At 66.0% G+C, this 23,005-nt stretch carries 18 protein-coding genes; 13 read left to right on the top strand and 5 right to left on the bottom strand.

Going from position 1 to position 23,005, the window contains the following annotated elements; genetic code table 11:
• A partial coding sequence (locus PHD22_RS06015) for a helicase-related protein (protein WP_299863723.1) occupies positions 1 to 1,431 on the bottom strand: 1,431 nt, incomplete at its 3' end.
• Positions 1,432 to 1,686: 255 nt separating this feature from the next.
• Here PHD22_RS06015 and PHD22_RS06010 point away from each other — a divergent pair.
• Genes PHD22_RS06010 through PHD22_RS05990 form a run of 5 tightly spaced genes read left to right on the top strand, consistent with a single transcriptional unit; the run spans position 1,687 to position 7,504 of the window.
• Positions 1,687 to 3,237, top strand: coding sequence for a response regulator (locus PHD22_RS06010; RefSeq protein WP_299863720.1), 1,551 nt, complete (start codon positions 1,687 to 1,689; stop codon positions 3,235 to 3,237).
• Positions 3,234 to 3,548, top strand: a complete 315-nt coding sequence (locus tag PHD22_RS06005) for a hypothetical protein (protein WP_299863717.1) — start codon at positions 3,234 to 3,236, stop codon at positions 3,546 to 3,548. Before PHD22_RS06010 ends, PHD22_RS06005 begins: the two co-directional genes overlap by 4 nt.
• The gene (locus PHD22_RS06000) at positions 3,545 to 4,393 is read left to right on the top strand and encodes an HDOD domain-containing protein (RefSeq protein ID WP_299863714.1); all 849 of its coding nucleotides are present in this window, start codon (positions 3,545 to 3,547) and stop codon (positions 4,391 to 4,393) included. The genes PHD22_RS06005 and PHD22_RS06000 overlap by 4 nt, the downstream gene beginning before the upstream one ends.
• 7 nt (positions 4,394 to 4,400) lie before the next feature.
• The gene (locus PHD22_RS05995; protein WP_299863713.1) at positions 4,401 to 6,209 is read left to right on the top strand and encodes an ATP-binding protein; all 1,809 of its coding nucleotides are present in this window, start codon (positions 4,401 to 4,403) and stop codon (positions 6,207 to 6,209) included.
• Positions 6,206 to 7,504, top strand: a complete 1,299-nt coding sequence (locus tag PHD22_RS05990) for an HD domain-containing phosphohydrolase (protein ID WP_299863710.1) — start codon at positions 6,206 to 6,208, stop codon at positions 7,502 to 7,504. Before PHD22_RS05995 ends, PHD22_RS05990 begins: the two co-directional genes overlap by 4 nt.
• Positions 7,505 to 7,513: 9 nt before the next feature.
• On the opposite strand, the gene PHD22_RS05985 is transcribed toward PHD22_RS05990, so the two are convergent.
• Positions 7,514 to 9,667, bottom strand: coding sequence for an EAL domain-containing protein (locus tag PHD22_RS05985; RefSeq protein ID WP_299863707.1), 2,154 nt, complete (start codon positions 9,665 to 9,667; stop codon positions 7,514 to 7,516).
• A 239-nt stretch (positions 9,668 to 9,906) separates the two neighbouring features.
• On the opposite strand from PHD22_RS05985, the gene PHD22_RS05980 reads away from it, so the two are divergent.
• The 8 genes from PHD22_RS05980 (at position 9,907) to proB (ending at position 18,945) form a co-directional block, all read left to right on the top strand.
• On the top strand, positions 9,907 to 11,628 hold the full coding sequence (locus tag PHD22_RS05980; protein ID WP_299863704.1) for a glutamine--tRNA ligase/YqeY domain fusion protein: 1,722 nt from the start codon (positions 9,907 to 9,909) through the stop codon (positions 11,626 to 11,628).
• Positions 11,629 to 11,775: 147 nt separating this feature from the next.
• Positions 11,776 to 14,256: an EAL domain-containing protein gene (locus PHD22_RS05975; RefSeq protein WP_299863702.1), complete on the top strand. Its 2,481-nt coding sequence runs from the start codon at positions 11,776 to 11,778 to the stop codon at positions 14,254 to 14,256.
• Positions 14,253 to 15,446, top strand: coding sequence for a hypothetical protein (locus PHD22_RS05970; protein ID WP_299863699.1), 1,194 nt, complete (start codon positions 14,253 to 14,255; stop codon positions 15,444 to 15,446). The genes PHD22_RS05975 and PHD22_RS05970 overlap by 4 nt, the downstream gene beginning before the upstream one ends.
• A 9-nt stretch (positions 15,447 to 15,455) precedes the next feature.
• Positions 15,456 to 15,881, top strand: a complete 426-nt coding sequence (locus PHD22_RS05965) for a hypothetical protein (RefSeq protein ID WP_299863696.1) — start codon at positions 15,456 to 15,458, stop codon at positions 15,879 to 15,881.
• 114 nt (positions 15,882 to 15,995) lie between these two features.
• Positions 15,996 to 16,307 (top strand): 50S ribosomal protein L21, encoded by a 312-nt coding sequence (gene rplU / locus PHD22_RS05960; RefSeq protein WP_299863693.1) that lies wholly within the window; start codon positions 15,996 to 15,998, stop codon positions 16,305 to 16,307.
• A gap of 12 nt (positions 16,308 to 16,319) precedes the next feature.
• Complete coding sequence (rpmA, locus tag PHD22_RS05955; protein WP_299863687.1) at positions 16,320 to 16,583, top strand: 50S ribosomal protein L27; 264 nt, start codon at positions 16,320 to 16,322, stop codon at positions 16,581 to 16,583.
• 87 nt (positions 16,584 to 16,670) lie between these two features.
• Positions 16,671 to 17,846, top strand: a complete 1,176-nt coding sequence (gene obgE, locus PHD22_RS05950) for a GTPase ObgE (protein ID WP_299863684.1) — start codon at positions 16,671 to 16,673, stop codon at positions 17,844 to 17,846.
• Entirely contained in the window at positions 17,827 to 18,945 is a 1,119-nt protein-coding gene (gene proB / locus PHD22_RS05945) for a glutamate 5-kinase (RefSeq protein WP_299863681.1), read from the top strand. Before obgE ends, proB begins: the two co-directional genes overlap by 20 nt.
• Before the next feature lie 326 nt (positions 18,946 to 19,271).
• Here proB and PHD22_RS05940 read toward each other — a convergent pair whose 3' ends face one another.
• From PHD22_RS05940 to PHD22_RS05930, 3 genes are all read right to left on the bottom strand, one after another.
• Complete coding sequence (locus tag PHD22_RS05940; protein ID WP_299863678.1) at positions 19,272 to 20,435, bottom strand: porin; 1,164 nt, start codon at positions 20,433 to 20,435, stop codon at positions 19,272 to 19,274.
• A 260-nt stretch (positions 20,436 to 20,695) separates the two neighbouring features.
• Positions 20,696 to 21,004 (bottom strand): c-type cytochrome, encoded by a 309-nt coding sequence (locus PHD22_RS05935; RefSeq protein WP_299863676.1) that lies wholly within the window; start codon positions 21,002 to 21,004, stop codon positions 20,696 to 20,698.
• Between the two features lie 251 nt (positions 21,005 to 21,255).
• On the bottom strand, positions 21,256 to 23,001 hold the full coding sequence (locus PHD22_RS05930) for an autotransporter assembly complex family protein (protein WP_299863673.1): 1,746 nt from the start codon (positions 22,999 to 23,001) through the stop codon (positions 21,256 to 21,258).
• Positions 23,002 to 23,005 lie beyond the last annotated feature (4 nt).

The raw sequence follows: 23,005 nt of genomic DNA, 5'->3' as shown, positions 1-23,005 counted from the left end.
CAGGGGCGCGTCGATGAAGGGGAAGTCGGCCACCTCACCGAGCTTGAGGGACTTCATGCGCAGGATCACCCCGGCCAGGGACGAGCGCAGGATCTCCGGGTCGGTGTGGGCCGGGCGCTTGTTGAAGTCGTCCTCGTCGTAGAGGCGGAAGCACACGCCATCGGCCACCCGGCCGCAGCGCCCGGCGCGCTGGCGGGCCGCCGACTGGGCGATCTTCTCGATCTGCAATTGCTCCACCTTGTTGCGGTGGCTGTAGCGCTTGAGCCGGGCCAGGCCGGTGTCCACCACATAGCGGATGCCCGGCACGGTGAGGGAGGTTTCGGCCACGTTGGTGGCCAGCACCACCCGCCGCCCCTTGGACGGGGCGAACACCCGGGCCTGCTCCTGGGCGGACTGGCGGGCGAACAGGGGCAGGATCTCGGTGCCGGCGGCGTGGTGGGCCTTGCGCAAGGCCTCGGCAGCTTCACGGATCTCCCGCTCGCCGGGCAAAAACACCAGTACGTCGCCGGGACCGCTGCGATGGGCCTCGTCCACCGCGTCCACCAGGGCGTCGTAGAGATCGCGGTCGGGGCCGCGGCTGTCCTGGCGCGGTGGCGCCTCGCCCGGGCGCAGCGGTTTCGGCTCGTCCCGCTCCACCGGGCGGTAGCGCATCTCGATGGGATAGAGCCGGCCCGATACTTCAATAACCGGCGCCGGCGTGTCGCCCTTGCCGAAATGGCGGGCGAAGCGCTCGGCGTCCAGGGTCGCCGAGGTGACGATCAGCTTCAGGTCCGGCCGCTTGACGAGCAGCTGGCGCAGGTAGCCGAGCAGGAAGTCGATGTTGAGGCTGCGTTCGTGGGCCTCATCGATGATCAGGGTGTCGTAGGCCGACAGCAGCGGGTCGCCCTGGGTCTCGGCGAGCAGGATGCCGTCGGTCATCAGCTTGATGTAGCTCTGGGGCCCGATGCGGTCGGTGAAGCGGATTTTGTAGCCGACGATGCTGCCGAGCTCGCTCTTCAGTTCCTGGGCGATGCGGCTGGCGGTGGCCCGGGCGGCGATCCGCCGGGGCTGGGTGTGGCCGATCAGGCCGGCCACCCCGCGGCCCAGCTCGAGGCAGATCTTGGGCAGCTGGGTGGTCTTGCCGGAGCCGGTCTCGCCGCACACGATGACCACCTGGTGCGTGCGGATGGCCTCGGCGATCTCGTCCTTGCGCTGGTTGACCGGCAGCTCGGGGGGGAAATCCGGCTTGGGCAGGGCCGCCGCCCGGGCGCTCAGGCGGGCCGCCGAATCGGCGATGCGCAGGCGCAGGGGCTCCGGCAGCTCGGCCAGGCTGCGCGGGCGCCGGGGCAGGCGGCGCAGGTCGCGGCGCAGGGCCGGACGGTCGGCCGACAGGCAGTCTTCGAGCAGGGCATAAGGATCGTTGCGGTCGGACCGCGGGGGGGAGACGGGCATGGGCGCTACGGCGGAGAGTCGGACAGGTTTACGGCTGCGGCGCCCGGAGCGGGAGCGCAGGGGCGGGATTTTACCCTGCCGTACCCCACCGCACCCCATGCCCGGACCTCTCCCCGGACAAAAAGCCCTCCCTTCCCCGCGCCCGCCCTCAAGCCTGCCGGCGGGCTGCCGATACCTGGGTGGATTGCCCTTGCAGGATTTCGTGCACCCGAGCACTCTGTCCGGAAGTGCCGCTTTCCCCCCTCTGGAGACCTGATGGACTGTCCAGCCGCCCCCACCTCCGAGGTGGATACCCTGCTTTACCTGCCACGTTATGACTGTCACAGCGGCGAACTGACCGGGGCCGAGCTCTACTCCGCCCTGGACGGTCAGCCCCGGGCAGTGACCCTGGGCGCATCCGGCGAAGCCAGCCTGGCGATGCTGCGGGCGGCCAGCACCCAGATGGCCCGCTGGAACCACACCCGGAACCGCCCGCTGACCCTGGCCCTGGCTGCGGAGCTGGACCTGTTGTGCGACACCGACGTCGCCCACCGGATCAACGGCATTCTCCTGGAGGCCTGCCTGGCGCCTGGATGCCTGGAGTTCCATATCCACTGCGGCAAGGACGGCATCTCGGCGGAGGAATGCGCGGCCCTCGCCCACCTCAAGACCTGCGGCGTGCGTTTCATGATCGACGTGTCCAGCGGGAGTGGCATCCATCTGGCGGCACTCCACGCCCAGTTCCTGGATGGCATGAAGATTCCGGCCAGCCTGGCGCGGGATGTCACGGCAGACCCGGAAGGCGTGGCCATCGCCCGGGCCCTGGCCAGTCGCGCCCACCGCCTGAAGTTGGCGGTGTGTGCAGAGGGCATCGACTCGCCTCTCCACGCTTCGGTCATGGAAGCCTGTGGCGCCGACATCCTGGCCGGTCCGTACCTGGGGGCGGCCCTGCGGCCGGCGGAATTTGGCCAGCTGCTTGCCGACGGGCGGCGGCTGGATGGACACCTGATCCGGGATCCGATACCCCGCAAGACCCTGCTGCTGGTGGATGATGAAGACAACATCCTGTCCTCCCTGCGCCGCCTGCTGCGCCGGGACGGCTATACCATCCTGACCGCCAGCGGGGGGCAGCAGGGACTCGAGATCCTGGCTGCCAACCCGGTGGATGTGATCGTTTCCGATCAGCGCATGCCGGGCATGACCGGGGTCGAGTTCCTGCGCAAGGCCAAGGACATGGTGCCGGACACCGTGCGCATGGTGCTGTCGGGCTACACCGATCTCCAGTCGGTGACCAATGCCATCAACGAGGGCGCCATCTACAAGTTCCTGACCAAGCCCTGGGACGACGCCATGCTGCGGGCCAACATCGAAGAAGCCTTCCGCCGCAAGGCTCTGGCCGACGACAACCGTCGCCTGGGCGCCGAACTGCAGCAGGCCAATCAGGAACTGGCCCGGATGAACGAGCGCCTCAAGTCGGTCCTGGCGGAGCAGGAGCGCCGCCTGGGGCTGGACGAGGCCGCCCTCAGCATGACCCAGGAGGCCCTGGCAGTCATGCCGCTGCCGGTGATCGGGGTGGATCCGGGCGGGATGATCGCCTTCTGCAACCGGGCTGCCGAGGCCCTGTTCTCCGAACAGCCCCGCCTGCTCGGCCAGGACGCGGTGGATGTGCTGCCGGCCGACTTCCATCCGCTGCTCTCCGCTGGCGAGGGCAAGGCCGAGATCCTCTGCGGCACCCGCCTCTTCCGGGTGGAAGCCCACACCCTGGGCGCCTTCGGCCACTCCCGGGGCTGCCTGCTCACCTTCACCTGTGCCAAACCCGCAGCATGAGCACCGTCCTCACCCTCGCCCTCGCAGAAGCACAGCCCGGCATGGTGCTCGGGGCACCGGTCACCGACCGGAACGGCACCATCCTGCTTCCAGCCGGAACCACCCTGACGGAAAATCACCTGGTCAGCCTCGGCCGGCGGAGCATCGAAACACTGCTCATCATCGCGCCGGAAGACCCCGCCGACCAGGAAAGGCAGCGGGAGGCCATCCGCCAGCGGGTGATGCACCTGTTCCGCCATGCCACCGACGACCCTGGCGCCCAGGCCCTGCTCCACGCCGTGCTGGCCTTTCGCATGAAGAGACTCCAATGAGCAGTGCGCCCTTTACCCTGGACGAACTCGTCGCCCATATCCACAAGCTGCCGGCCATGCCGGCCGTGGCCATGGAGGTGCTGGCCTCGATGGCGGGCGCCGACACGGATATCGACAAACTGGCCCACCAGATCGCCCAGGACCAGGCGATTGCCGCCCGGGTGCTGCGGGTGGCCAACTCCCCCTTCTACGGGCTGCAGGCCCGGGTCAGTTCGATCCATGATGCGATCGTGGTGCTGGGCCTGTCCTCGGTACGCTCCCTGGTGCTGGCCGCGGCGGTGGTGACCAGCCTGCCGGCCGGCTGCGCCGCCGGGTTCAATCAGGATCGTTTCTGGCGTCACGTGCTGGGCACGGCAGTCGCGGCCCAGGCCCTGGCCCAGGCCCTGGGGCGCCGCCCGGAGTCCCTGTTCATCGCGGGTCTGCTCCACGACATCGGCCGGCTGGCGCTGATGGTGCTCGATCCGGATCACTTCAGCCGCTGCCTGGAGCTGGCCCACTCCGGGGACCTTCCGCTGACCGATGCGGAACGCCGGATCTTCGGCTTCGACCATGCCCAGGTGGGGGCCGCCCTGACCGCCCGCTGGAACTTTCCGGCCGACATCGTGGATGCCCTGGCCTGGCACCACGACCCGCAACGGGGCGCCCCCGGCGGGATGGCCGGCATCATCCATTACGCGGATGCCATCTCCCAGGCCCTGGACCTGGACGAAGGCAAGGACGAGTGGAGCCAGGTGCCCCGCCTAGATCAGGAAACGGTGACCGGCCTGGGACTGAGCTGGGAAGTCCTGCTGGCAGTGCTGGAGGACACCCGGAACCGCTTTGAAAGCTACCGCCTGATGCTTTGAGCCGACCATGACGCCGTCGCCTTTTCTGCTGCCCTCATCCCTGTTTCCCCTCGCCGAATCCCTCAGCGCAGCCATCCTCCTGCACCGGGGCGAGCAGATCCTGTTCGCCAACCGGGCCATGTCGCGGCTGACCGGCCACAGCCCGGAAACCCTGGCCCGCATGCACTACCGGGAGCTCTTTCCGGCCCATGTCCACGAAAGGCTGCGCCAGTGCAGCGAAATGGCGCCCCGGGAAGCCCAGCCGTTTTCCCGCTGCGAGACCCTGATCTGCACACGGGACAAGGAACAGCGCTGGGTGGAGCTGATGATCAACCGGGAGCTCATCGCCGGGACCCCGACGACCATCTGCAGCCTGATCGACGTGACCGAACGCAAACGCGCCGAAGCCGCTCAGCAACAGACCCAGCAGCTGCTCACCCAGATCATTGACGGCGACCCCGTGCCGACCCTGGTGATCAATGCCCATCAGGTGGTGACCCACTGGAACCACGCCTGCGAACAGGCGCTCGGCATCCCTGCAGCCCGGATGGTGGGCACCCGCCGGCCGTGGGTGGCCTTCTATGACGTGGAGCGCCCCATCCTCGCCGATCTGATCGTGTCCGGGCAGGTCGAGGACATCATGCAGTTCTACGGCGACAAGAAAATCCGCCGCTCACCCCATGTGGAGGGCGCCTATGAAGCAGAAGACTTCTTCCCCCAGCTGGGGGACAGCGGGCGCTGGCTGCATTTCACGGCAGCGCCCCTCAAGAATGCCCTGGGGGAGGTGATCGGAGCGATAGAGACGCTGCAGGACATCACCGAGCGCAAATTTGCCGAGATGGCATTGCTGCGCATGCACGCCGATCTGGAAGCCAAGGTGGCCCAGCGCACCGATCAGCTCCAGCAGGCCAAGGCCAGCCTGGAGCAGGACATCGAGCGGCGGGAGCGGGCCGAGGAGGAACTCCTGAAACGCTACGCCGAGCTCACCGAACTCAACTGCCGCCTGCACGACACCCAGCAGCAACTGGTCCAGTCCGAGAAAATGGCCTCGATCGGCCAGCTGGCTGCAGGGGTCGCCCATGAAATCAACAATCCCATCGGCTACGTCAATTCCAACATCCGCAGCCTGAAGACCTATGTAGGTCAGCTCCTGTCGGTGATGGACAGCTACGAGGCCCGGGAGGCCAGTCTCCCGCCGGAAGACCGGGCCGCGATTGCATCCGCCAAGGAGGCTGCCGACTTCCAGTTCCTGCGGGAGGACATCCACCAGCTGATCAGCGAGTCAGAGGAAGGCACCGAACGGGTACGCAAGATCGTGCAGGATCTGCGGGACTTCTCCCGCTCCGAATCCACCCAGGACTGGCAGGCGGCGGACCTCCACCAGGGCCTGGACAGCACCCTCAATGTGGCCAGCAACGAAATCAAGTACCGGGCCGAAGTGGTCAGGGAATACGGCCCGCTCCCCCGAGTGGACTGCCTGCCGTCCCAGCTGAACCAGGTCTTCATGAACCTGTTCGTGAATGCCGCCCATGCCATGCCCGAAGGGCAGCGGGGCACCATCACCGTGCGCACCGGCATGGAGGGCGGCGACAAGGTCTGGATCGAGGTGGCCGACAACGGCAGCGGAATACCCCAGGCCGTCATCGACCGGATCTTCGATCCCTTCTTCACCACCAAACCCGTCGGCAAGGGGACCGGCCTCGGCTTGTCCCTCTCCTACGGCATCGTGCAGAAACACAACGGAAAAATCAGCGTGAGCAGCACCCCTGGCGCAGGCACCACCTTCCGGATCACCCTCCCGGTCCAGCATCAGGATCCTGCCGGAGCCCCCCCATGAACGCAGCCCCCGACACCCCCAGCTTCACCCTGCTCTGCGTCGACGACGAAGCCAACATCCTGTCATCCCTGCGACGCCTGTTCCGCCCCCACGGCTACACAGTCCTCATCGCCAGCGGCGGCGCCGAGGGCCTCGAGATCCTGGACCGGGAAAAGGTGGACCTGATCATCTCCGACATGCGCATGCCGGGCATGGACGGGGCGACCTTCCTGACCGAGGCCCGCAAACGCCACCCGGACGTGGTCCGGCTGCTCCTGACCGGCTACGCGGACATGGAGTCGACGATCGCCGCCATCAATGCGGGCCAGATCGCCCGCTACATTTCCAAGCCCTGGAACGACCAGGAGGTGGTGCTGACCGTCCGGGAGGCCCTGGAGCGCAAGGCCCTGGAGCGGGAAAAGAACCGCCTCGAAGCCCTGACCCGGGCTCAGAACGCAGAGCTGAAGACCCTCAATGCCAGCCTCGAGCAGAAGGTGGAGGCGCGCACCGCGGAGCTGCGGGGCGCTCACGAAAAGCTCAAGCAGCACTTCCTGACCTCGATCCGGGTGTTCTCCAACCTGATCGAGCTGCGGGAGGGCGCCATCTCCGGTCACTCCCGGCGGGTGGCCGACCTGGCCCGCAAGATCGCCCTGCGCCTCCATTTTTCTGCCGCCGATGCCCAGGACGTGATGCTCGCCGGCCTCCTCCACGACGTGGGCAAGATCGGCCTGCCGGACGAGCTGCTGGCCAAACCCGTCTCCCACATGACCGGTGACGAACTGGGGCTGCTGCGCAAGCACCCGGTTACCGGACAGGCCGCCCTGATGGGACTCGAGAACCTGCGCAAGGCAGGCACCTACATCCGCAGCCACCATGAACGCTGGGACGGCCAGGGTTACCCGGATCGCCTGTCCGGCCTGACCATTCCCTACGGCGCCCGCATCCTGGCGGTCGCCAACGAGTATGACGGCCTGCAGATCGGTACCCTGTCCCCCCGCAAGCTCAAGGCCGAGGAGGCACTGACCTTCATTCAGCACAACCGGGGCAAGCGCTACTGTCCCCAGGTGGTGGATGCCCTGGTGGACATTCTGGGCGCCACCGAGGTCATCAGCGCCAGCACCTCCGAACTGAACCCTGCCGCCCTGCGGCCGGGCATGGTGCTGGCGCGGGACCTGCTGACCCGGGACGGGGTCATGCTCCTGGCGGCCGATTTCGTGCTGGATGAGAGCCTGATCCGGCAATTGCGGGAGCTGGAAGCGTCCGAAGGGGTACGTCTGTCCATCGCCATCAAGCCCCCCGAAAAAATGCCGGGCTGAAGCCGGGGCTCAGCCCCGGGGAAGGGGATCCTCCGGGATCTCCAGCACCCGGGAGAGCATCCCGGCCAGGAGGCCAGGCGCCATCGGCCGGGCAAACAGATACCCCTGGATCTGGTGGCAGCCCCTTTCGACCAGCGCCTGAAGCTGGGCGGTCGTCTCGACCCCTTCAGCCACCACCTCCAGACCCAGGCTGCGGGCCAGGCCGATCACCGCCTCGACGATGGCGATGCCCTGGCCGTCACTGAGCTCGTGAATGAAGGAACGATCGATCTTGAGGGTATCGACGGCCAGCCGCCGCAGGTAGGCCAGGGACGAGTAGCCCGTGCCGAAATCATCCACCGCCACCCGGATGCCCCTCTCCCGCAGCTGCCCCAGGGTGCTGGTGGCGTAATCCAGGTCACGCATCAATACGGTCTCCGTCAATTCGAACTCGATCCGGGTGGGCGGGACACCCGCCCTGCGGAGGATCTCCTCCACGGTGGGAATAAGCCGGACATCCATGAAGTTGACACCGGAGAGATTGATGCTGACCCGGAAATCCGGGGGCAGGCGATCCTCCAGGTCCGCGATGTCACGGCACACCCGCTCGATCACCAGACGGCTGAGGGGCACGATCATGCCGGTCTCCTCGGCCAGGGAGATGAACTCGGGGGGCGGCACGGCCCCACGGGTTCCGTGGAACCAGCGCACCAGGGCCTCGGCCTTGACCACCCGTCTTTCGGGCAGTGTCACGATGGGCTGATAGACCACCTGGAGGCTGCCCTCGGCAAGGGCCTTGCGCAGCTCGCCTTCCAGGGTGAAGCGCAGCAGGGCGGCGATCTTCATCTCTTCGGAGAACAGGGAAACGGGCTCGCCATTGCTGCGCTTGGCCCGGTTGAGGGCGGTTTCCGCTGCCTTCAGAAGGGCATCCGCATCGCAGGCGTGATCGGGCATCACGGCCACACCGATCCTGGCCGAGAGGGCAATCTCCTGCTGGGGCACCCGGATGGGCACCTGGACCACCCGCAGGAGCCGCCCGGCAATCTCGAGGGCCTCGTCCACGGACCCCACATCCTGAACCAGGATGCCAAATTCGTCGGCCGCCAGGCGTGCCACCCGGAACACCGGCATTCCCCCTCCAGCGGGCGGATCGGCCGGGATACGATCCCCCATGGCCTCCCGCAGGCGGTGGCCGATCACCTGGAGAACCTGGTCCCCCCGCTCGGGGCCGAGGCTGTCATTGATACGGGCAAAACGGTCCAGGTCCACCACCATCACCGCGCAGCGGCTGTCGTTGCGCAGGCAGCGCACGGCCGCGACGACCAGAGCCTCCCGGAAGAACTCCCGGTTCGGCAAGCCCGTGAGATGATCGAAATAGGCGAGCTGGCGGATACGCCGCTGGGCATCTACCTGCTCGGTGATGTCCTGCAGGCTCCCCTCCATGACGAGCGGTGCAGAGCGCCCATCGCCTTCCCCACCGGCTGCGGGCTCGGCGGTTTCCAGCACGGTCCGCACGCTGCCGTCGGGCCAGACGATCCGGTAGGTCAGCTGATAGGCCTGCCCGCGCCGGGCACCCTCGAGCGCCGCGGCCACCCTGTCCCGGTCGGGAGCATAGACATGCTCGAGGACCGCCTCCATCGACGGGCCGAACGCCTCCGGAGCACCACCAAACAGGCGGAAATACTGGGCCGAGCGCTCCACCTCCTCCTCATCGACCGTCCATTCCCAGCTGCCCAGACGGGCAATCCGCTGGGAATGCTCGAGGCGGCTCTGGTTGCGAGCCAGCTCCTTCATCAGCCGGGCAGCGCGGAGCACGTAACGGATACGGAACCGCAACAGGCTCCCGTTGATGGGCTTGGAGATGAAATCCGTGGCGCCCGCATCGAACGCCTGCTCCACCGACTCGCTGTCCTCGAGCCCGGTGAGCATGATCACCGGCACCAGGGCGCCCCACGGGCGGGCACGCAACTGGCAGCAGACTTCGAAACCGCTGAGGCCGGGCATCATCACATCGAGCAGGACCAGATCGGGGACGTCCTCCCGGTCGAGCCGCGCCAGGGCCTCTTCCCCGCTCGCGGCCTCGCTCACCCGGAAGCCGCCCTCACGGAGGGCTGTGCCGGCGACCAGGCGGGTCAGGGGGTCGTCGTCCACCATCAGGACGTGGGGGTCATCAGTCTGTGTCATGGGCGCAGGGTGATCGTCCGTCCTCGGGCCAGGGTTGATCCGGCCAGGGACTGCAGTAGCCGTTCATTGTAATGGCTCCAGCCCCATCCGTTGCACCCCCGGGACACAGGCCACGCGCGCGGCCCCCCGGCCTCGACGCCACGGGCAGGCTTGGGGCGGGGCGGCATCGGCTACAATCGCGGGATTTTCCAGTTCGGGTGGACCTGCCACCCGGCGCCCGTCCTGCAAGGTAAGACCAGATGACCGCTCCGAGCACCCCGACAGAAGACTCCAGCCCCAGCAACTTCATCCGCAACCTGATCGACGAAGACCGCCGTGCCGGCAAGTGGGGCGGCCGGGTGGAGACCCGTTTTCCGCCGGAGCCCAACGGCTACCTGCACTACGGTCACGCCAAGAGCATCTGCCTCAACTTCGGCCTGGCCGAGGCTTACGGCGGCGCCTGCCACATGCGCTTCGACGACACCAATCCGACCAAGGAAGAACAGGAATACGTGGACGCCATCATCGAGGCCGTGCAGTGGCTGGGCTTCGACTGGGGTGAGCACCTGTACTTCGCCTCGGATTACTTCGACAAGATGTACGCCATGGCCGAGCACCTCATCATCGTCGGCAAGGCCTACGTGGATTCGCTGTCGGCCGAGGAGATGCGTGCCTACCGCGGCACCCTGTCCAGCCCCGGCCAGGACAGCCCCTTCCGCAACCGCAGCGTCACCGAAAACCTCGAACTGTTCCAGCGCATGAAGGCCGGCGAGTTTCCCGACGGCACCCACATCCTGCGCGCCAAGATCGACATGGCCTCGCCCAACATCAACCTGCGCGACCCGGCCATCTACCGCATCCGCCACGCCACCCACCACCGCACCGGCGACCGCTGGTGCGTGTACCCGATGTACACCTTCGCCCACCCCATCGAGGACGCGCTGGAGGACGTCACCCACTCCATCTGCACGCTGGAGTTCGAAGACCAGCGCCCCTTCTACGACTGGCTGCTGGACAGCCTGGCCGAGGGCGGTTTCTTCCCCCGCCCGGTGCCGCGCCAGATCGAGTTCGCCCGCCTCAACCTCACCTACGTGGTGCTCTCCAAGCGCAAGCTGATCCAGCTGGTGGACGAGAAGCACGTGGCCGGCTGGGATGACCCGCGCCTGCCGACCCTGGTCGGCGCCCGCCGCCGCGGCTTCACCCCCGAGGGCTTCCGCCGCTTTGCCGAGCGCATCGGGGTGTCCAAGGGCGACTCGTGGATCGACATGAGCGTGCTTGAGGACTGCATGCGCGAGCACCTCAACGAAGCCGCCGAGCGCCGCGTGGCGGTACTGGATCCGCTCAGGCTGATCATCACCAACTACCCCGAAAGCCAGACGGAGCGCTGCCACGCCCCCAACCACCCGCTACACCCGGAGCTCGGCAAGCGCGAGATGCCCTTTGGCCGCGAACTGTGGATCGAGCGCGAGGATTTCATGGAGACGCCGGTCAAGGGCTACCACCGCCTCTACCCGGGCAACATGGCCCGCCTGCGCTACGGCTACGTGGTCAAGTGCACCGGCTGCGAGAAGGATGCCGACGGCAACATCACCGCAGTGCTGTGCGAGTACCTGCCCGACTCCAAGTCCGGCACGCCCGGCGCCGACAACTACAAGGTGAAGGGCAACCTGCACTGGGTCTCGGTGGAGCACGCCTACACCGCCGAGGTGCGCCTGTATGACCGGCTCTTCGCCCATGCCTACCCGGGCAACCGCCGCGAAGGCGACCCCGAGGGGGTGGAGCGGGATTTCCTGGACGACATCAACCCGGGCAGCCTGAAGGTGATCACCGCCCAGCTCGAACCCGCCCTGCGTGCAGCCAGGCCGGAAGCCCGCTTCCAGTTCGAGCGCCACGGCTACTTCGTGGCGGATCGGGTGGACACCCGGGACGGGGCTCCGGTCTTCAACCGTACCGTCACCCTCCGCGATACCTGGAAAAAGTAAACCCCGCAGCGGGGCTGCGGCAGGCAGCCCCGGTTGTCCGGTCTGGGGAGGGGCGCCCTCCCCGGACCCAGCCACAGCCCTGCCCCGGGTGTGCCATTTTGCATGGGAGCACCCGGATTTAATATCCGTTCGTGCATAATCCCATCCATGCACGGCCCCGCCAACCGCTTCGTCCAGACCCTTTTCGGAACACTCCCGATCCGGGTGCGTCTCCTTCTGGCCAGTACCGTGGTCCAGGTCGTGATGCTGACCCTGCTGCTGGCCAACAGCGGGCGCCTCATGAATGACGCCACCAACGCCAGCCTGCAGACCCTGGTGTCCCAGAACGCTGCCATCCTCAACGTCGTCACGGATGCCTACATTCCCCAGGGGCGCTACGCGGAACTCCAGGATGCCCTGGGCGAACTGCTCCATGAAGCCCAGGAAGGCCTGGTCTATGTGCGGATCGTGGATGCCAGAGGCCGGACGCGGGTTGCCGCCGGCCTGCCTGCCCTGGACACCCTGCCCCCACCCGATGCCCTCGAGTCGCTCCAGACCGGGCCCGGGCAGGGCAAACACCTGATCCACATCCGGCGGCCCCTGCTCCTCGAGCGCAACGAAGTCGGCTTCCTCCAGTTCGGGGTCTCGGTGGCGATCCTGGCCCAGGCCAGACAGCACATCCTCAGCCAGGGGGTCCTCATCGCCAGTGTCGAGATCCTCCTCACCCTGGCCCTGCTCGGCACCCTCGGTTATCTGATGACACGCAACCTGAGCCACCTGCTGCGGGGCAGTCAGGCCATTGCCGCGGGCGAGCTGGGCCACCGGATTCCCGAGCGGGGAAATGACGAACTCACCCAGCTCTGCCGCCACTTCAACCGCATGGCCGACGCCCTCCAGGCCCGCATCGTCGAACTGGAGTCCACCACCCGCCAGCTGGTCCTGAGCGAGGAGCGCTACGCCCTCGCCACCCACGCCGCCAATGACGGGCTGTGGGACTGGGACATCCTGGCCGACACCTGCTATTTCGCTCCGCGCTTCCACGAGATCCTGGGCCTCGACAATCACAGCCTGCAAGGCAACCCGGCCCTGGCGACGGCCATGATCCACGGAGACGACCGGGAAACCTTCCGCTTGCGCCTGATCGCCCACCTGAAGGGCGAAACCACCCATCTGCATGCAGAGCTGCGGACCCGCCACGCCGACGGGGACTACCGCTGGATCCTCGTCCGGGGCATCGCCCGGCACGACCCGGCCTCAGGGCGGAGCATCCGGATGGCCGGCTCCATCAGCGACATTCACCTGCGCAAGCGGGCGGAAGAGCAGCTGCTTCACGACGCCCTCCACGACGGACTCACCGGCCTGTCCAACCGGGCCCTCTTTGTCGAGCACCTGCAGAACGCACTCCTTCACGCAGACCGGGCCCAGGGCAATCAGTTTGCCGTTCTCCACATCAATATCGAACGCTTTCACGTGATCAACGACAGCCTCGGTTACTCCGCCGGCGACGACCTGCTGCGGCTGATGGCCAGCCGCATCAAGGATCTGTCCCGCCCCGGTGATGTGGTGGGACGCATCGGCGGGGACCAGTTCGCGCTGCTGCTCAACGACATTCCCGATGCTGCCGAAGCCATCCGCCTGTCCCGCAGCCTGCAGGAGCGCCTGGCCGGGAGTGCCAACCTCAACGGCCACACCCTCTACCCCAAGACCCGCATCGGGGTGGCCCTGGGCAGCGGCGGCTTCGACCGGGCGGAGGACCTGATGCGGGACGCCGACAATGCCATGCACCGTTCCCGCAGCAGCACGGACGACACCATCACCCTGTTCCAGGCCCCGATGCACCAGCAGGTCCTCCATGACCTGCAGCTCGAATCCGAACTGCGGGCCGCCCTGGGCAACGGAGCGCTGCAGGCCCACTTCCAGCCCATCGTCGCACTGCACAGCGGACAGGTCGCCGGCTTCGAAGCCCTGGTCCGCTGGCCGGACGCCAGCACCCGGCGAATCGGTCCGGACGCCTTCATCCCGATGGCCGAGTCCCTCGACCTGATCCACGATCTCGGCATGCAGATGCTCAACCAGAGCTGCCTCAGCCTGACCGCCTGGCGTGCCGCCGGGCTGGCTGACGAGCACCTCTCCATCAGCGTCAACCTGTCCCCCCGGCAGCTCAACCAGAGTGACCTGGCCGAACAGATCGTCACCTGCATCGAAAGCCACGGACTCCCGCCCAGCGTACTCAAGCTGGAAATCACCGAAGGCACCCTGGTGAGCCGCCGGGAGCTGGCCATCCATCAACTGGCGCAGCTGCGTGCCCGTGGCCTCAAGATCCTGATCGACGATTTCGGCACCGGCTACTCGTCCCTCAGCTATCTCCACTCGATCCCCTGCGACACCATCAAGCTGGACGGTTCCTTCATCCGCGAGATTGAAAACGACACCCGCCTGAGGGCCATCGTCGGCGCCACCATCCGCCTGGCCCACGAACTCGGCATCAGCGTGATCGCCGAGTGCATCGAGTCTCCCGCCCAGGCCCGCCTGCTGGCCGAGCTGGAGTGCGACTTCGGACAGGGCTACCTGTTCTCCCAGGCCCTGCCGGCAGAGCAGGCCAGCGACTGGCTCGCCATCCGCATGCCCGCTCCGGGATGCCACTCATGAAGACACCACTTTGCCTGCTCTTGCTGGTGAGCAGTTGCGCCCTGGCCGACACCGCGGCCCCCCGCTACGACCTCACCGGCTTTGCCACCCTGGGCGTGGTGCGCTCCGATCGGGACGACTACCGCTTTCGCAGCAACCTGCTTCAGGACAGCGGCGCGGGCAGCACCCTTGACCCCAGCGTGGACTCGGTGTTCGGACTGCAAGGAACCGGGCGCATTTCCGACACCCTGGACTTCACGGTACAGGCCGTCACCCGCAAACAGCCTGGAGACACCTACACCCCCCAGATCACCTGGGCCTTCCTGCGCTACCGGATCACCCCCGCACTGACCCTGCGCACCGGACGGACGCGGACGCCCTTTTTCATGTTCTCCGACGCCCTCAACGTCAATTACATCACCCCCTGGGTGCGCCCCCCCATCGAGGTCTATGCCCTCAACCTGTTCTCCGAGCTGGACGGAGGCGACCTCCTGTACCGCTACACGCTCCTGGATACGGCCCTCGAGCTGCAGGCGATGATGGGCAACAGCGCGGTGACGATCCGCGAGGGCAGCAGCCACATGCGCAACACCCGGGGCCTCAAGCTCAGCCTGGCCCGGGGCAACCTGAACCTGCAATTCACCCATGCCCGCGCTCAGGTCCATGTGCTCTGGAGAGACCCGTTCACCCAGTTCCTGCGCACCCAGTTCGAAGCCAGTGGCAATGCTGGCGTAATGGACGAGCTGAGCGGCGAGAAGGGCAAGGCGCGCTTCAGTTCGGCAGGGTTTCAGTGGGAAGAAGGCAACTGGCTCGCCATCGGAGAATATGTCCAGCGCCGGGCAGACCGTTACATGCCCGACGCCCACGGCTGGTACTTCGCCGGTGGCCATCGCTCCGGCCCCCTGATGCCCTACTTCACGATCGCCCGTCAGACCCAGGACGGCCCGGTCAGCGCAGCGGAGCTCGCCGACCCCCGGCTCGCCGGACTCCTGCGTACCTTCAACGCCTCCCGCAACAAGGCCCAGGCCTCCCTCGCCCTGGGCGCCCGCTGGGATGCGGCACGCAACCTTGCGCTGAAAGCCCAGCTGGAAAGGATCAAACCCGCAGGGGAGAGCCGCGGGAGCTTTCTGACCGAAGCGGCCACCACCAACTATCAGATCCCGCCTGACACGGTCCATGTGCTGAGTGTCTCCCTGGATTTCGTTTTCTAGGTCACCCGCGTGCGTGTGCTGCCCTTCCTTACCCTGATCTTCCCGCTGCTGCTTGCCCAGGCAGCCCGGGGCGAAATCGTGGTTGTGACCAGCCAGGCTGGTGCCGGCCGGCCGATCGAACTCAAGCGCAACCAGGTGGAAGCCCTGTTCCTCGGGCGTACCACAACCCTGCCCGACGGCACGCCGGTCAAGCTGGTGGACCTTCCCCCGGGCCCCATCAGGGATGACTTCTATCTGAAACTGACAGGTAAAAATCCAGCCCAGATCCGGGCCTACTGGTCCAGGCAGGTGTTCACCGGCCGCGCCACCCCGCCCCGGGAAGCCCAGTCCTTGAACGAGGCCCTCCAGTGGCTGGGTGAGACACCTCACGTCATCGGCTACCTGCCCTCCGGCGAAGCGGCCCCCAGGCTTTACGTCGTGCTCCGGCTTCCCTGAACCTCGGGGTCACTGACATGACCCCGCCTCACGCCCCGGAACGCTCATTGACATTCCTCCATCGGATCAATATACTGCCGCGTTCCCTGAAAACTCTTTACTCGGAGTACATCCATGTACGCGGTCATAAAAACCGGCGGCAAGCAGTATCGTGTCGTCGTCGGCGAAAAACTCAAAGTAGAACAGATACCGGCTGACGTGGACTCGCAAATCACCCTCGACCAGGTCTTCATGGTCGGCGAAGGCGAGTCTGTGAAGATCGGCACCCCCGTGGTCGCTGGCGCCACCGTCACGGCAACCGTGGTTTCCCACGGCCGCCACGACAAGATCAAGATCTTCAAGATGCGTCGCCGCAAGCACTACCAGAAGCATCAGGGTCACCGTCAGAACTACACCGAGCTGCGCATCGACGCGATCTCGGCTTAAGGAGAAACCGACATGGCACACAAAAAAGCTGGCGGCAGTTCCCGTAACGGTCGCGACTCAGAAAGCAAACGTCTAGGCGTCAAGCGCTACGGCGGTCAGTTCGTCCTCGCCGGCAACATCATCGTTCGCCAGCGCGGCACCGAATACCACCCGGGCGAAAACGTCGGCATCGGCAAGGATCACACCCTGTTCGCGCTGACCGAAGGCACCGTTCAGTTCACCGTCAAGGGCGCCAGCAAGCGTCGCACCGTGAACATCGTGCCCGCTGCTGAATAAGTTCAGCTCGCACGTATTCAAAGCCCTATCTCGCGATAGGGCTTTTTTTCATTCAGGGCCTGAACAACGCCCCAACCGGAAACACCCATGAAATTTTTCGACGAAGCCCGTATTGAAGTGATCGCCGGCGACGGCGGTAACGGCGCCGCCACCTTCCGCCGCGAAAAATACATCCCGATGGGCGGCCCGGATGGCGGTGATGGCGGCAAGGGTGGCGACGTATACGCCGTTGCCGACCGCAACCTCAACACCCTGATCGACTTCCGCTTCAAGCGCACCTTCCTCGCCGAACGCGGCGAGAACGGCCGCGGCGCCGACTGCTACGGCAAGGGCGGCGACGACATCGAGCTGCGCATGCCGGTGGGCACCGTCATCACGGAGCAGGAGACCGGTGAGGTCATTGCCGACCTCGACCAGGATGGCAAGCGCGTGGTCATCGCCAGGGGCGGCCGCGGCGGCCTCGGCAACCTGCACTTCAAGACCAGCACCAACCGCGCCCCGCGCAAGAAGACCATGGGTCAGGAGGGCGAACGCAAGGGCCTCCACCTGGAGCTCAAGGTGCTGGCCGACGTCGGCCTGCTCGGCATGCCCAACGCCGGCAAATCCACCTTCATCCGCGCGGTGTCATCCGCCAAGCCGAAGGTTGCCGACTACCCCTTCACCACCCTCGCCCCGAATCTCGGCGTGGTGCGGACCTCCGAAAACCGCAGCTTCGTGATCGCCGACATCCCCGGCCTGATCGAAGGCGCTGCCGACGGCGCCGGCCTCGGCCACCAGTTCCTGCGCCACCTGCAGCGCACCCACATCCTGCTGCACATCGTCGACCTGGCCCCCTTCGACCCGGAGGCCGACCCGGTCCACGATGCCCATGCCATCGTCGAAGAACTCCACAAGTACGACGAAGCGCTGGCCAGCAAGCGCCGCTGGCTGGTCCTCAACAAGCTCGACCTGATCCCCGACGAAGATGAGCGCAAGGCCCGCGTGGCCGCCTTCCTCGAAGGCTACGGACCGGTCGAGCGCCACTTCGAAGTCTCAGCGATCAGCCGCGCGGGCTGCCAGGAAGTCGTCTTCGCGATCCAGGACATCCTCGACGAGGAAAAGGCCATCGCCCAGGCCGCCGCCGACGCTGCCGCCAGGGAAGCCGCCGAGCGCGGCGAGCCCTCCCCGGAAGCTGCGGACGACGGCTACGACATGAGCGATGACGAAGACGACGACTACGCAGACGACGAACAGGAAGAGCGCGATGAGAACCCGAATCCGTAAGGCCCGCCGCCTGGTCGTCAAGGTCGGCAGCGCCCTCGTCACCAACAACGGCGAAGGCCTCGCCATCGACGCCCTGGCCGACTGGGCACGCCAGATCGCCGCCCTCATCGCCGAGGGCCGCGAGGTGGTGCTGGTCTCCTCGGGCGCCATCGCTGCCGGCATGCAGCGCCTCGGCTGGAGCAGCCGCCCGCAGGAGATGCATCAGCTCCAGGCTGCGGCTGCGGTAGGCCAGATGGGCCTGGCCCAGGCCTATGAAAGCGTCTTTGCCGCCAACGGGCTGCACACCGCCCAGATCCTGCTGACCCACGCCGATCTCGCCGACCGGACCCGCTACCTCAACGCTCGCTCGACCCTGGTCACCCTGCTCGAACTGGGGGTGGTGCCGATCATCAACGAGAATGACACCGTGGTCACCGACGAGATCAAGTTCGGGGACAACGACACCCTCGGCGCGCTGGTGGCCAACCTGATCGATGCCGACGCCCTGATCATCCTGACCGACCAGAAGGGGCTGTACACCGCCGATCCCCGCAAGGATCCGGACGCCACCCTGATCGGCGAGGACAAGGCTGAAAACACCGCCCTGGAGACCATGGCCGGCGGTGCTGGCAGCGGGATCAGCAAGGGCGGCATGATCACCAAGGTGCGCGCTGCCCAGCGGGCGGCCCGCAGCGGCGCCCACACCTGCATTGCCAGCGGACGCGAGCCTGACCCCCTGCTCCGCATCACGCGGGGCGAGGACATCGGCACCCTGCTCTACGCCACCAGCACCCCGCTGGCTGCCCGCAAGCAGTGGATGGCCGACCATCTTCAACTGGCCGGCAGCCTGACCCTGGACGCCGGCGCCATCGACGCCCTGCACTCGGGCAAGAGCCTGCTGCCGATTGGCGTCATCGCCGCCGACGGGGAGTTCGCCCGGGGCGCGGTGGTGGCCTGCCGCACCCCTGCAGGCAAGGAAATCGCCCGCGGCCTGGTCAACTACGCCAGCAACGATACCCGCCGGATCCTCCGCAAGACCTCCAGCGAGATCGAGGACATTCTCGGCTTCGTCGAGGAGCCCGAGCTCATCCACCGGGACAACCTGGTGCTCAGCAGCTGAAACCGGCACACGCCGGGGGCCGGTCGCCCTCCACCACGAGCAACCCGTCACGCCACCGCGTCACGGGTTGTTTCTTGTGGGCCGGCGCTTCCTGCAGGGTGGCACGGGCCTGCCCTCCCCGCGCATCCCATACCACCTGACACCCCTTTTGCCCCCAGGGCTCCTGACGCAAGACCTCAGCCAGGCCAGACATCCCCTCGGCTGTCAGCGGGCAAACATCACACGGTCCAGGAGGCATCAAAAAAGACTGGGGCGGCACAGCGGCCGCCCCATGAAAACGGGCACCCGAAGGTGCCCGTCGATTCCAGATTCAGACGGAGTCTGAATTAGAAGGTGTGACGCAGGCCGAGGGACACGCCTTGCACGGTGGCGCCCAGGGTGGAAGCGCCAACAGGCAGAGCACCGGCGTTCACGCCAGCGGCGTTGATGCCGTAGTCGTAGGAAGCCAGCTTGTCGTTGTTGACCATGGAGTAGGTGGCCTTCAGCATGGTGCGCTTGGACAGGCTGTGCTCGACACCAAAGGTGAACAGCTTGGCACCGCTATCATCAGCGCTGGAGCCGTTGACCTTCAGGTCACGCGCAACGTACACCTGACCGACCAGCTTGGAAGCGGGGGTCACGTTGTAGGTGGCGCCCAGACCCCAGACAGCCTGGGTAACCTTGTTGCCGCCGAAATTGTCAGCACGGGCCAGATCGAACAGGGCACGGACGGATGCAGCGCCGAAGTTGTAGGAACCACCAACGCGGAAGTCGGAGATCTTCAGATCAGCGGCGTTGTTGGTGTACACGGCGTTGTAGGTCACGGCAGCCATGATCGGGCCGTTGGCGTACTTCAGGCCGGTGTCGAAGCCGGTGGTGTTGGCCGGGGTCAGACCGTTCAGGGCCTTGTTTTCGTTGGCGACGTACGCGAAGGTGGCGTTCAGGCCAGCGAAGGTCGGGGAAACGTAGGCAATGGCGTTCTTCCAGCGGGTATCGAAGATCGATGCGCAAACGGTGGAACGGCCGCAGGTGGAGCCGCCGCCGTAGTTGCCGTTGGCGTCGGTGGTGCCGATCAGGTTGTTGCCCAGCTTGCCCAGCAGGGCGGTGTTCGCGCCGATGCCGGTCGCACCGCTGTTCACGTCCAGGGCAGCGCCCAGAGCGCGGGTCGGGCCGGTCAGGTTACCCAGAACGACGGTACCGAAGCCGCCGGACAGGCCAACGAAGCTGTCACGGGAAGTGCCCAGAGCACCACCGTTGTCGAAACCGACAGCGGATTCAAACTGGAACACGGCGGTCAGGCCGTTGCCCAGGGACTCGGCACCCTTGAAACCGATCAGGGAGGAGTTGGTGGACACGCGGGTGGTGTTGCCCAGCTCGTTGTTGGCATCGCCAGCAATCTTGACCACATCGAAGGAAGCGTCAGCCACGCCGTAAACGGTCACGTTGGCTTGAGCGAAGGCACCGGTGGAAGCCAGGCCAGCAACGGCCAGAGCGATCAGTTTCTTTTGCATATGTTTCTCCTCATGATTGAAGACTGGCGCGCTCCGCTTGCGGCGGGGCTGACCAATTTCACCTCTCTAACGAGAAGTTGGCCTGCATTGTGGGTGTTAGGGAAACCCCAGGGCAAGGACAGCGTTGTTTTTTGGGCGCGGCAGCAGGACAAGTGTTGCATGTTCGCAACACGGGCATCATGAAACTGTAACAGCCCCACCTCCATGAGCCTTAAACAAAAAAGCCAGCACTCGGCTGGCTTTCGCAGACCTGAAAAGGCTTACTTCTGGGCCAGAACCCAGGCTGCCAGGGTCTTGGCTTCGGCAGCGCTGACCTGGGGATTGGGGGGCATCGGCATCTGGCCCCAGACCCCCACGCCACCCTTGACGATCTTCTCGGCAAGTTTGGCCTCGGCGGTCTTGTCACCCTTGTACTTGGCGGCCACATCCTTGTAAGCCGGGCCAACCATCTTCTTGTCCACTGCATGACAGGCCAGGCAGTTCTTGGCCTTGGCCAAGTCAGCGCTGGCGAAGGCAGCGGTGGAACCCATCAGGCCGGCGATGGCGGCAACGACAACGAGCTTCTTCATTGTGATCCTCTCGGTTTGTGTGTGGCTAAAGCAAGTGTGCTTGGAGTCTAAACTTCCCCTACGGCTTTGCCAATCAGGCAGCGCACCGCAATGACAACATCCCGGGTGGCAAAAGGTCGCAGGAGTTCAACGCACCAGTAGCGGGCCGCGTTGACCACGTCCGGAAGAGGCTGTCCCCGAGGCGTCCCCTTGCCCATGAGCAGGCAGCCCCTCTGGATTGGCACGCAGGCTCTACTGCGAGAGCGTGTTGATCAGAAGGCGATGGCGATGGCAAATTGGAGACGCAGCCGGTGGTCGCTCTGGCCATAGGCCAGATCCAGGGCAATCGGGCCGGCCGGGCTGCGCCAGCGGGGACCCAGCCCATAACCCAGCTGCATCTTGAAGAGCTTCCGCTCGTCATTGGCGTTGCCCGCATCCACAAAGGCTGCCAGCCCCCAGTCGCCCTTGTACCAATGCACATATTCCAGGCTGGTCACTGCCAGGTAGCGCCCCCCGACAGTTGCCGTGCCGTCTCTCACTCCGAGGCTTTGGTAGCCATAGCCCCGCACGGTCTGGGAACCCCCGGTACGGAACAGAAAGTCCTGGGGTACGCCCTCCCGGGATTCCGCCACGGTCATGCCGCCCTCCGCCCGCAGGATCAGGACATCCCTGCTCCGGACCGGGATGAAGTGCTGGTAGCGCCCATAAATCCGGACAAAATTACGATCCGACAACAGGGCCCTGGAAGCCCCTCCCAGCTGCAGGTTGAGCACATGCCCCTCATGGGGATCCAGGATGTCATCCACGGCACGATGGGTCCATGACCAGTTGGCGGTCAGGGCGTCCCGACTGCTGCGCTGGCTGCCGTCCGGGGTCAGGATCTCGTGCTGGTAGTTGAAGGCCAGGCGGTTTTCAATATTGCCACTCGGCATGGTCCGGACCACACCAATGGCCTGGCGCTGGGTCTTGAGGCCGGAAATGTCGGTTTGCTCGGCCAGCACACCGATACTGTCCAGGTTGCCGTTGGTGGCTGGCGGCAGAAAAATGTCCGCATACCCCAGCTGGCGACGCTGCTCCAGCCGCACACCACTGTTCAGGTTCCAGGCATGGCCATGGAAGTTGGTGTTGCGATAGCTGGTTTCGACCCGATACCCTGTGTTGCTGCTGATACCCACACCAAAACCGACCCGTTTCGGTTGAGCCTCCACGACCTGGACCCGTACCGGAACAGCCTCAGGGCTTGCGGTCTGGGGATCGATCTCCGCCACCACCGAAGCAAAATAGGGCGTGTTCTGGAGTGTCGTCTGAAAGCGCAGCAGACGCTCGAGACTGTAAAGCGTCCCAGGCTCGGGAGGCCGGTAACGCCGCACCAGGCTTTCGTCATGATCGGAAAGGCCGCTCACCTGCAAGACACCAAAGCGGAACACCGGTCCGGAATCCAGATGCACCCGCAAGGCGGCAGTCGCCTTTTCCGCATCCACCAGAACCTGGCTTTCCACAATACGGGCCGCGGCATGTTCTCGAGTGGCCAGGGCATCCAGTAGCTGCTGCTTGGCACCATCCCAGTCTGCCTGCCGGAAAGGCTGTCCGACTGGCAGCCCCCAGCGGGCACGCAAGGCCGCCAGCCTGTCAGGACGCCCCTCCCCCTCATGGCTGATCTCTCCGCTGAAGGAGAGCTCGACGGCAGTGATGGTGGTCCGGGCCCCTGGAACCACCTGGATCGTCAGATTTCCATCCTCATCCCGCCCCCGGTTGATGGCGGGTGAAAAATAACCCTCCGTCGCCAGAATTTCACGAATCTCTTTGCGCGCCCTGCGCATCAAGGCGATCTGCCCCCCGTCATCGAGGCTCGCCGGATCCCGCTGCCCGAGAAAATCCAGATGTTTTTTAAGGAGCTCCCCCAGGGGCTCCGGCGCATCAAGGCGAACCGGAACGCTCTGGGCCTGCGCCGGAGCGACCAGCGGCAGCAACAGCAGGCAGAGCGCAATGCAACGGAAGAATGACGGGAAAAAAGGCACGGCC

Origin of the sequence: Zoogloea sp. (genome assembly GCF_028693495.1) — a bacterium.
Classification (GTDB): domain Bacteria; phylum Pseudomonadota; class Gammaproteobacteria; order Burkholderiales; family Rhodocyclaceae; genus Zoogloea.
The sequence above is the reverse complement of the archived record's forward strand: the minus strand, read 5'-3'. Positions and strand labels throughout refer to the sequence as shown.

What these genes read in the sequence shown, in the direction of transcription:
- PHD22_RS06010 (WP_299863720.1), top strand. Translation starts at nt 1,687, where the DNA reads ATGGACTGTCCAGCCGCCCCCACCTCCGAGGTGGATACCCTGCTTTAC.
- PHD22_RS06005 (WP_299863717.1), top strand. Translation starts at nt 3,234, where the DNA reads ATGAGCACCGTCCTCACCCTCGCCCTCGCAGAAGCACAGCCCGGCATG.
- PHD22_RS06000 (WP_299863714.1), top strand. Translation starts at nt 3,545, where the DNA reads ATGAGCAGTGCGCCCTTTACCCTGGACGAACTCGTCGCCCATATCCAC.
- PHD22_RS05995 (WP_299863713.1), top strand. Translation starts at nt 4,401, where the DNA reads ATGACGCCGTCGCCTTTTCTGCTGCCCTCATCCCTGTTTCCCCTCGCC.
- PHD22_RS05990 (WP_299863710.1), top strand. Translation starts at nt 6,206, where the DNA reads ATGAACGCAGCCCCCGACACCCCCAGCTTCACCCTGCTCTGCGTCGAC.
- PHD22_RS05985 (WP_299863707.1), bottom strand. Translation starts at nt 9,667, where the DNA reads ATGACACAGACTGATGACCCCCACGTCCTGATGGTGGACGACGACCCC.
- PHD22_RS05980 (WP_299863704.1), top strand. Translation starts at nt 9,907, where the DNA reads ATGACCGCTCCGAGCACCCCGACAGAAGACTCCAGCCCCAGCAACTTC.
- PHD22_RS05975 (WP_299863702.1), top strand. Translation starts at nt 11,776, where the DNA reads ATGCACGGCCCCGCCAACCGCTTCGTCCAGACCCTTTTCGGAACACTC.
- PHD22_RS05970 (WP_299863699.1), top strand. Translation starts at nt 14,253, where the DNA reads ATGAAGACACCACTTTGCCTGCTCTTGCTGGTGAGCAGTTGCGCCCTG.
- rplU (WP_299863693.1), top strand. Translation starts at nt 15,996, where the DNA reads ATGTACGCGGTCATAAAAACCGGCGGCAAGCAGTATCGTGTCGTCGTC.
- rpmA (WP_299863687.1), top strand. Translation starts at nt 16,320, where the DNA reads ATGGCACACAAAAAAGCTGGCGGCAGTTCCCGTAACGGTCGCGACTCA.
- obgE (WP_299863684.1), top strand. Translation starts at nt 16,671, where the DNA reads ATGAAATTTTTCGACGAAGCCCGTATTGAAGTGATCGCCGGCGACGGC.
- proB (WP_299863681.1), top strand. Translation starts at nt 17,827, where the DNA reads ATGAGAACCCGAATCCGTAAGGCCCGCCGCCTGGTCGTCAAGGTCGGC.
- PHD22_RS05940 (WP_299863678.1), bottom strand. Translation starts at nt 20,435, where the DNA reads ATGCAAAAGAAACTGATCGCTCTGGCCGTTGCTGGCCTGGCTTCCACC.
- PHD22_RS05935 (WP_299863676.1), bottom strand. Translation starts at nt 21,004, where the DNA reads ATGAAGAAGCTCGTTGTCGTTGCCGCCATCGCCGGCCTGATGGGTTCC.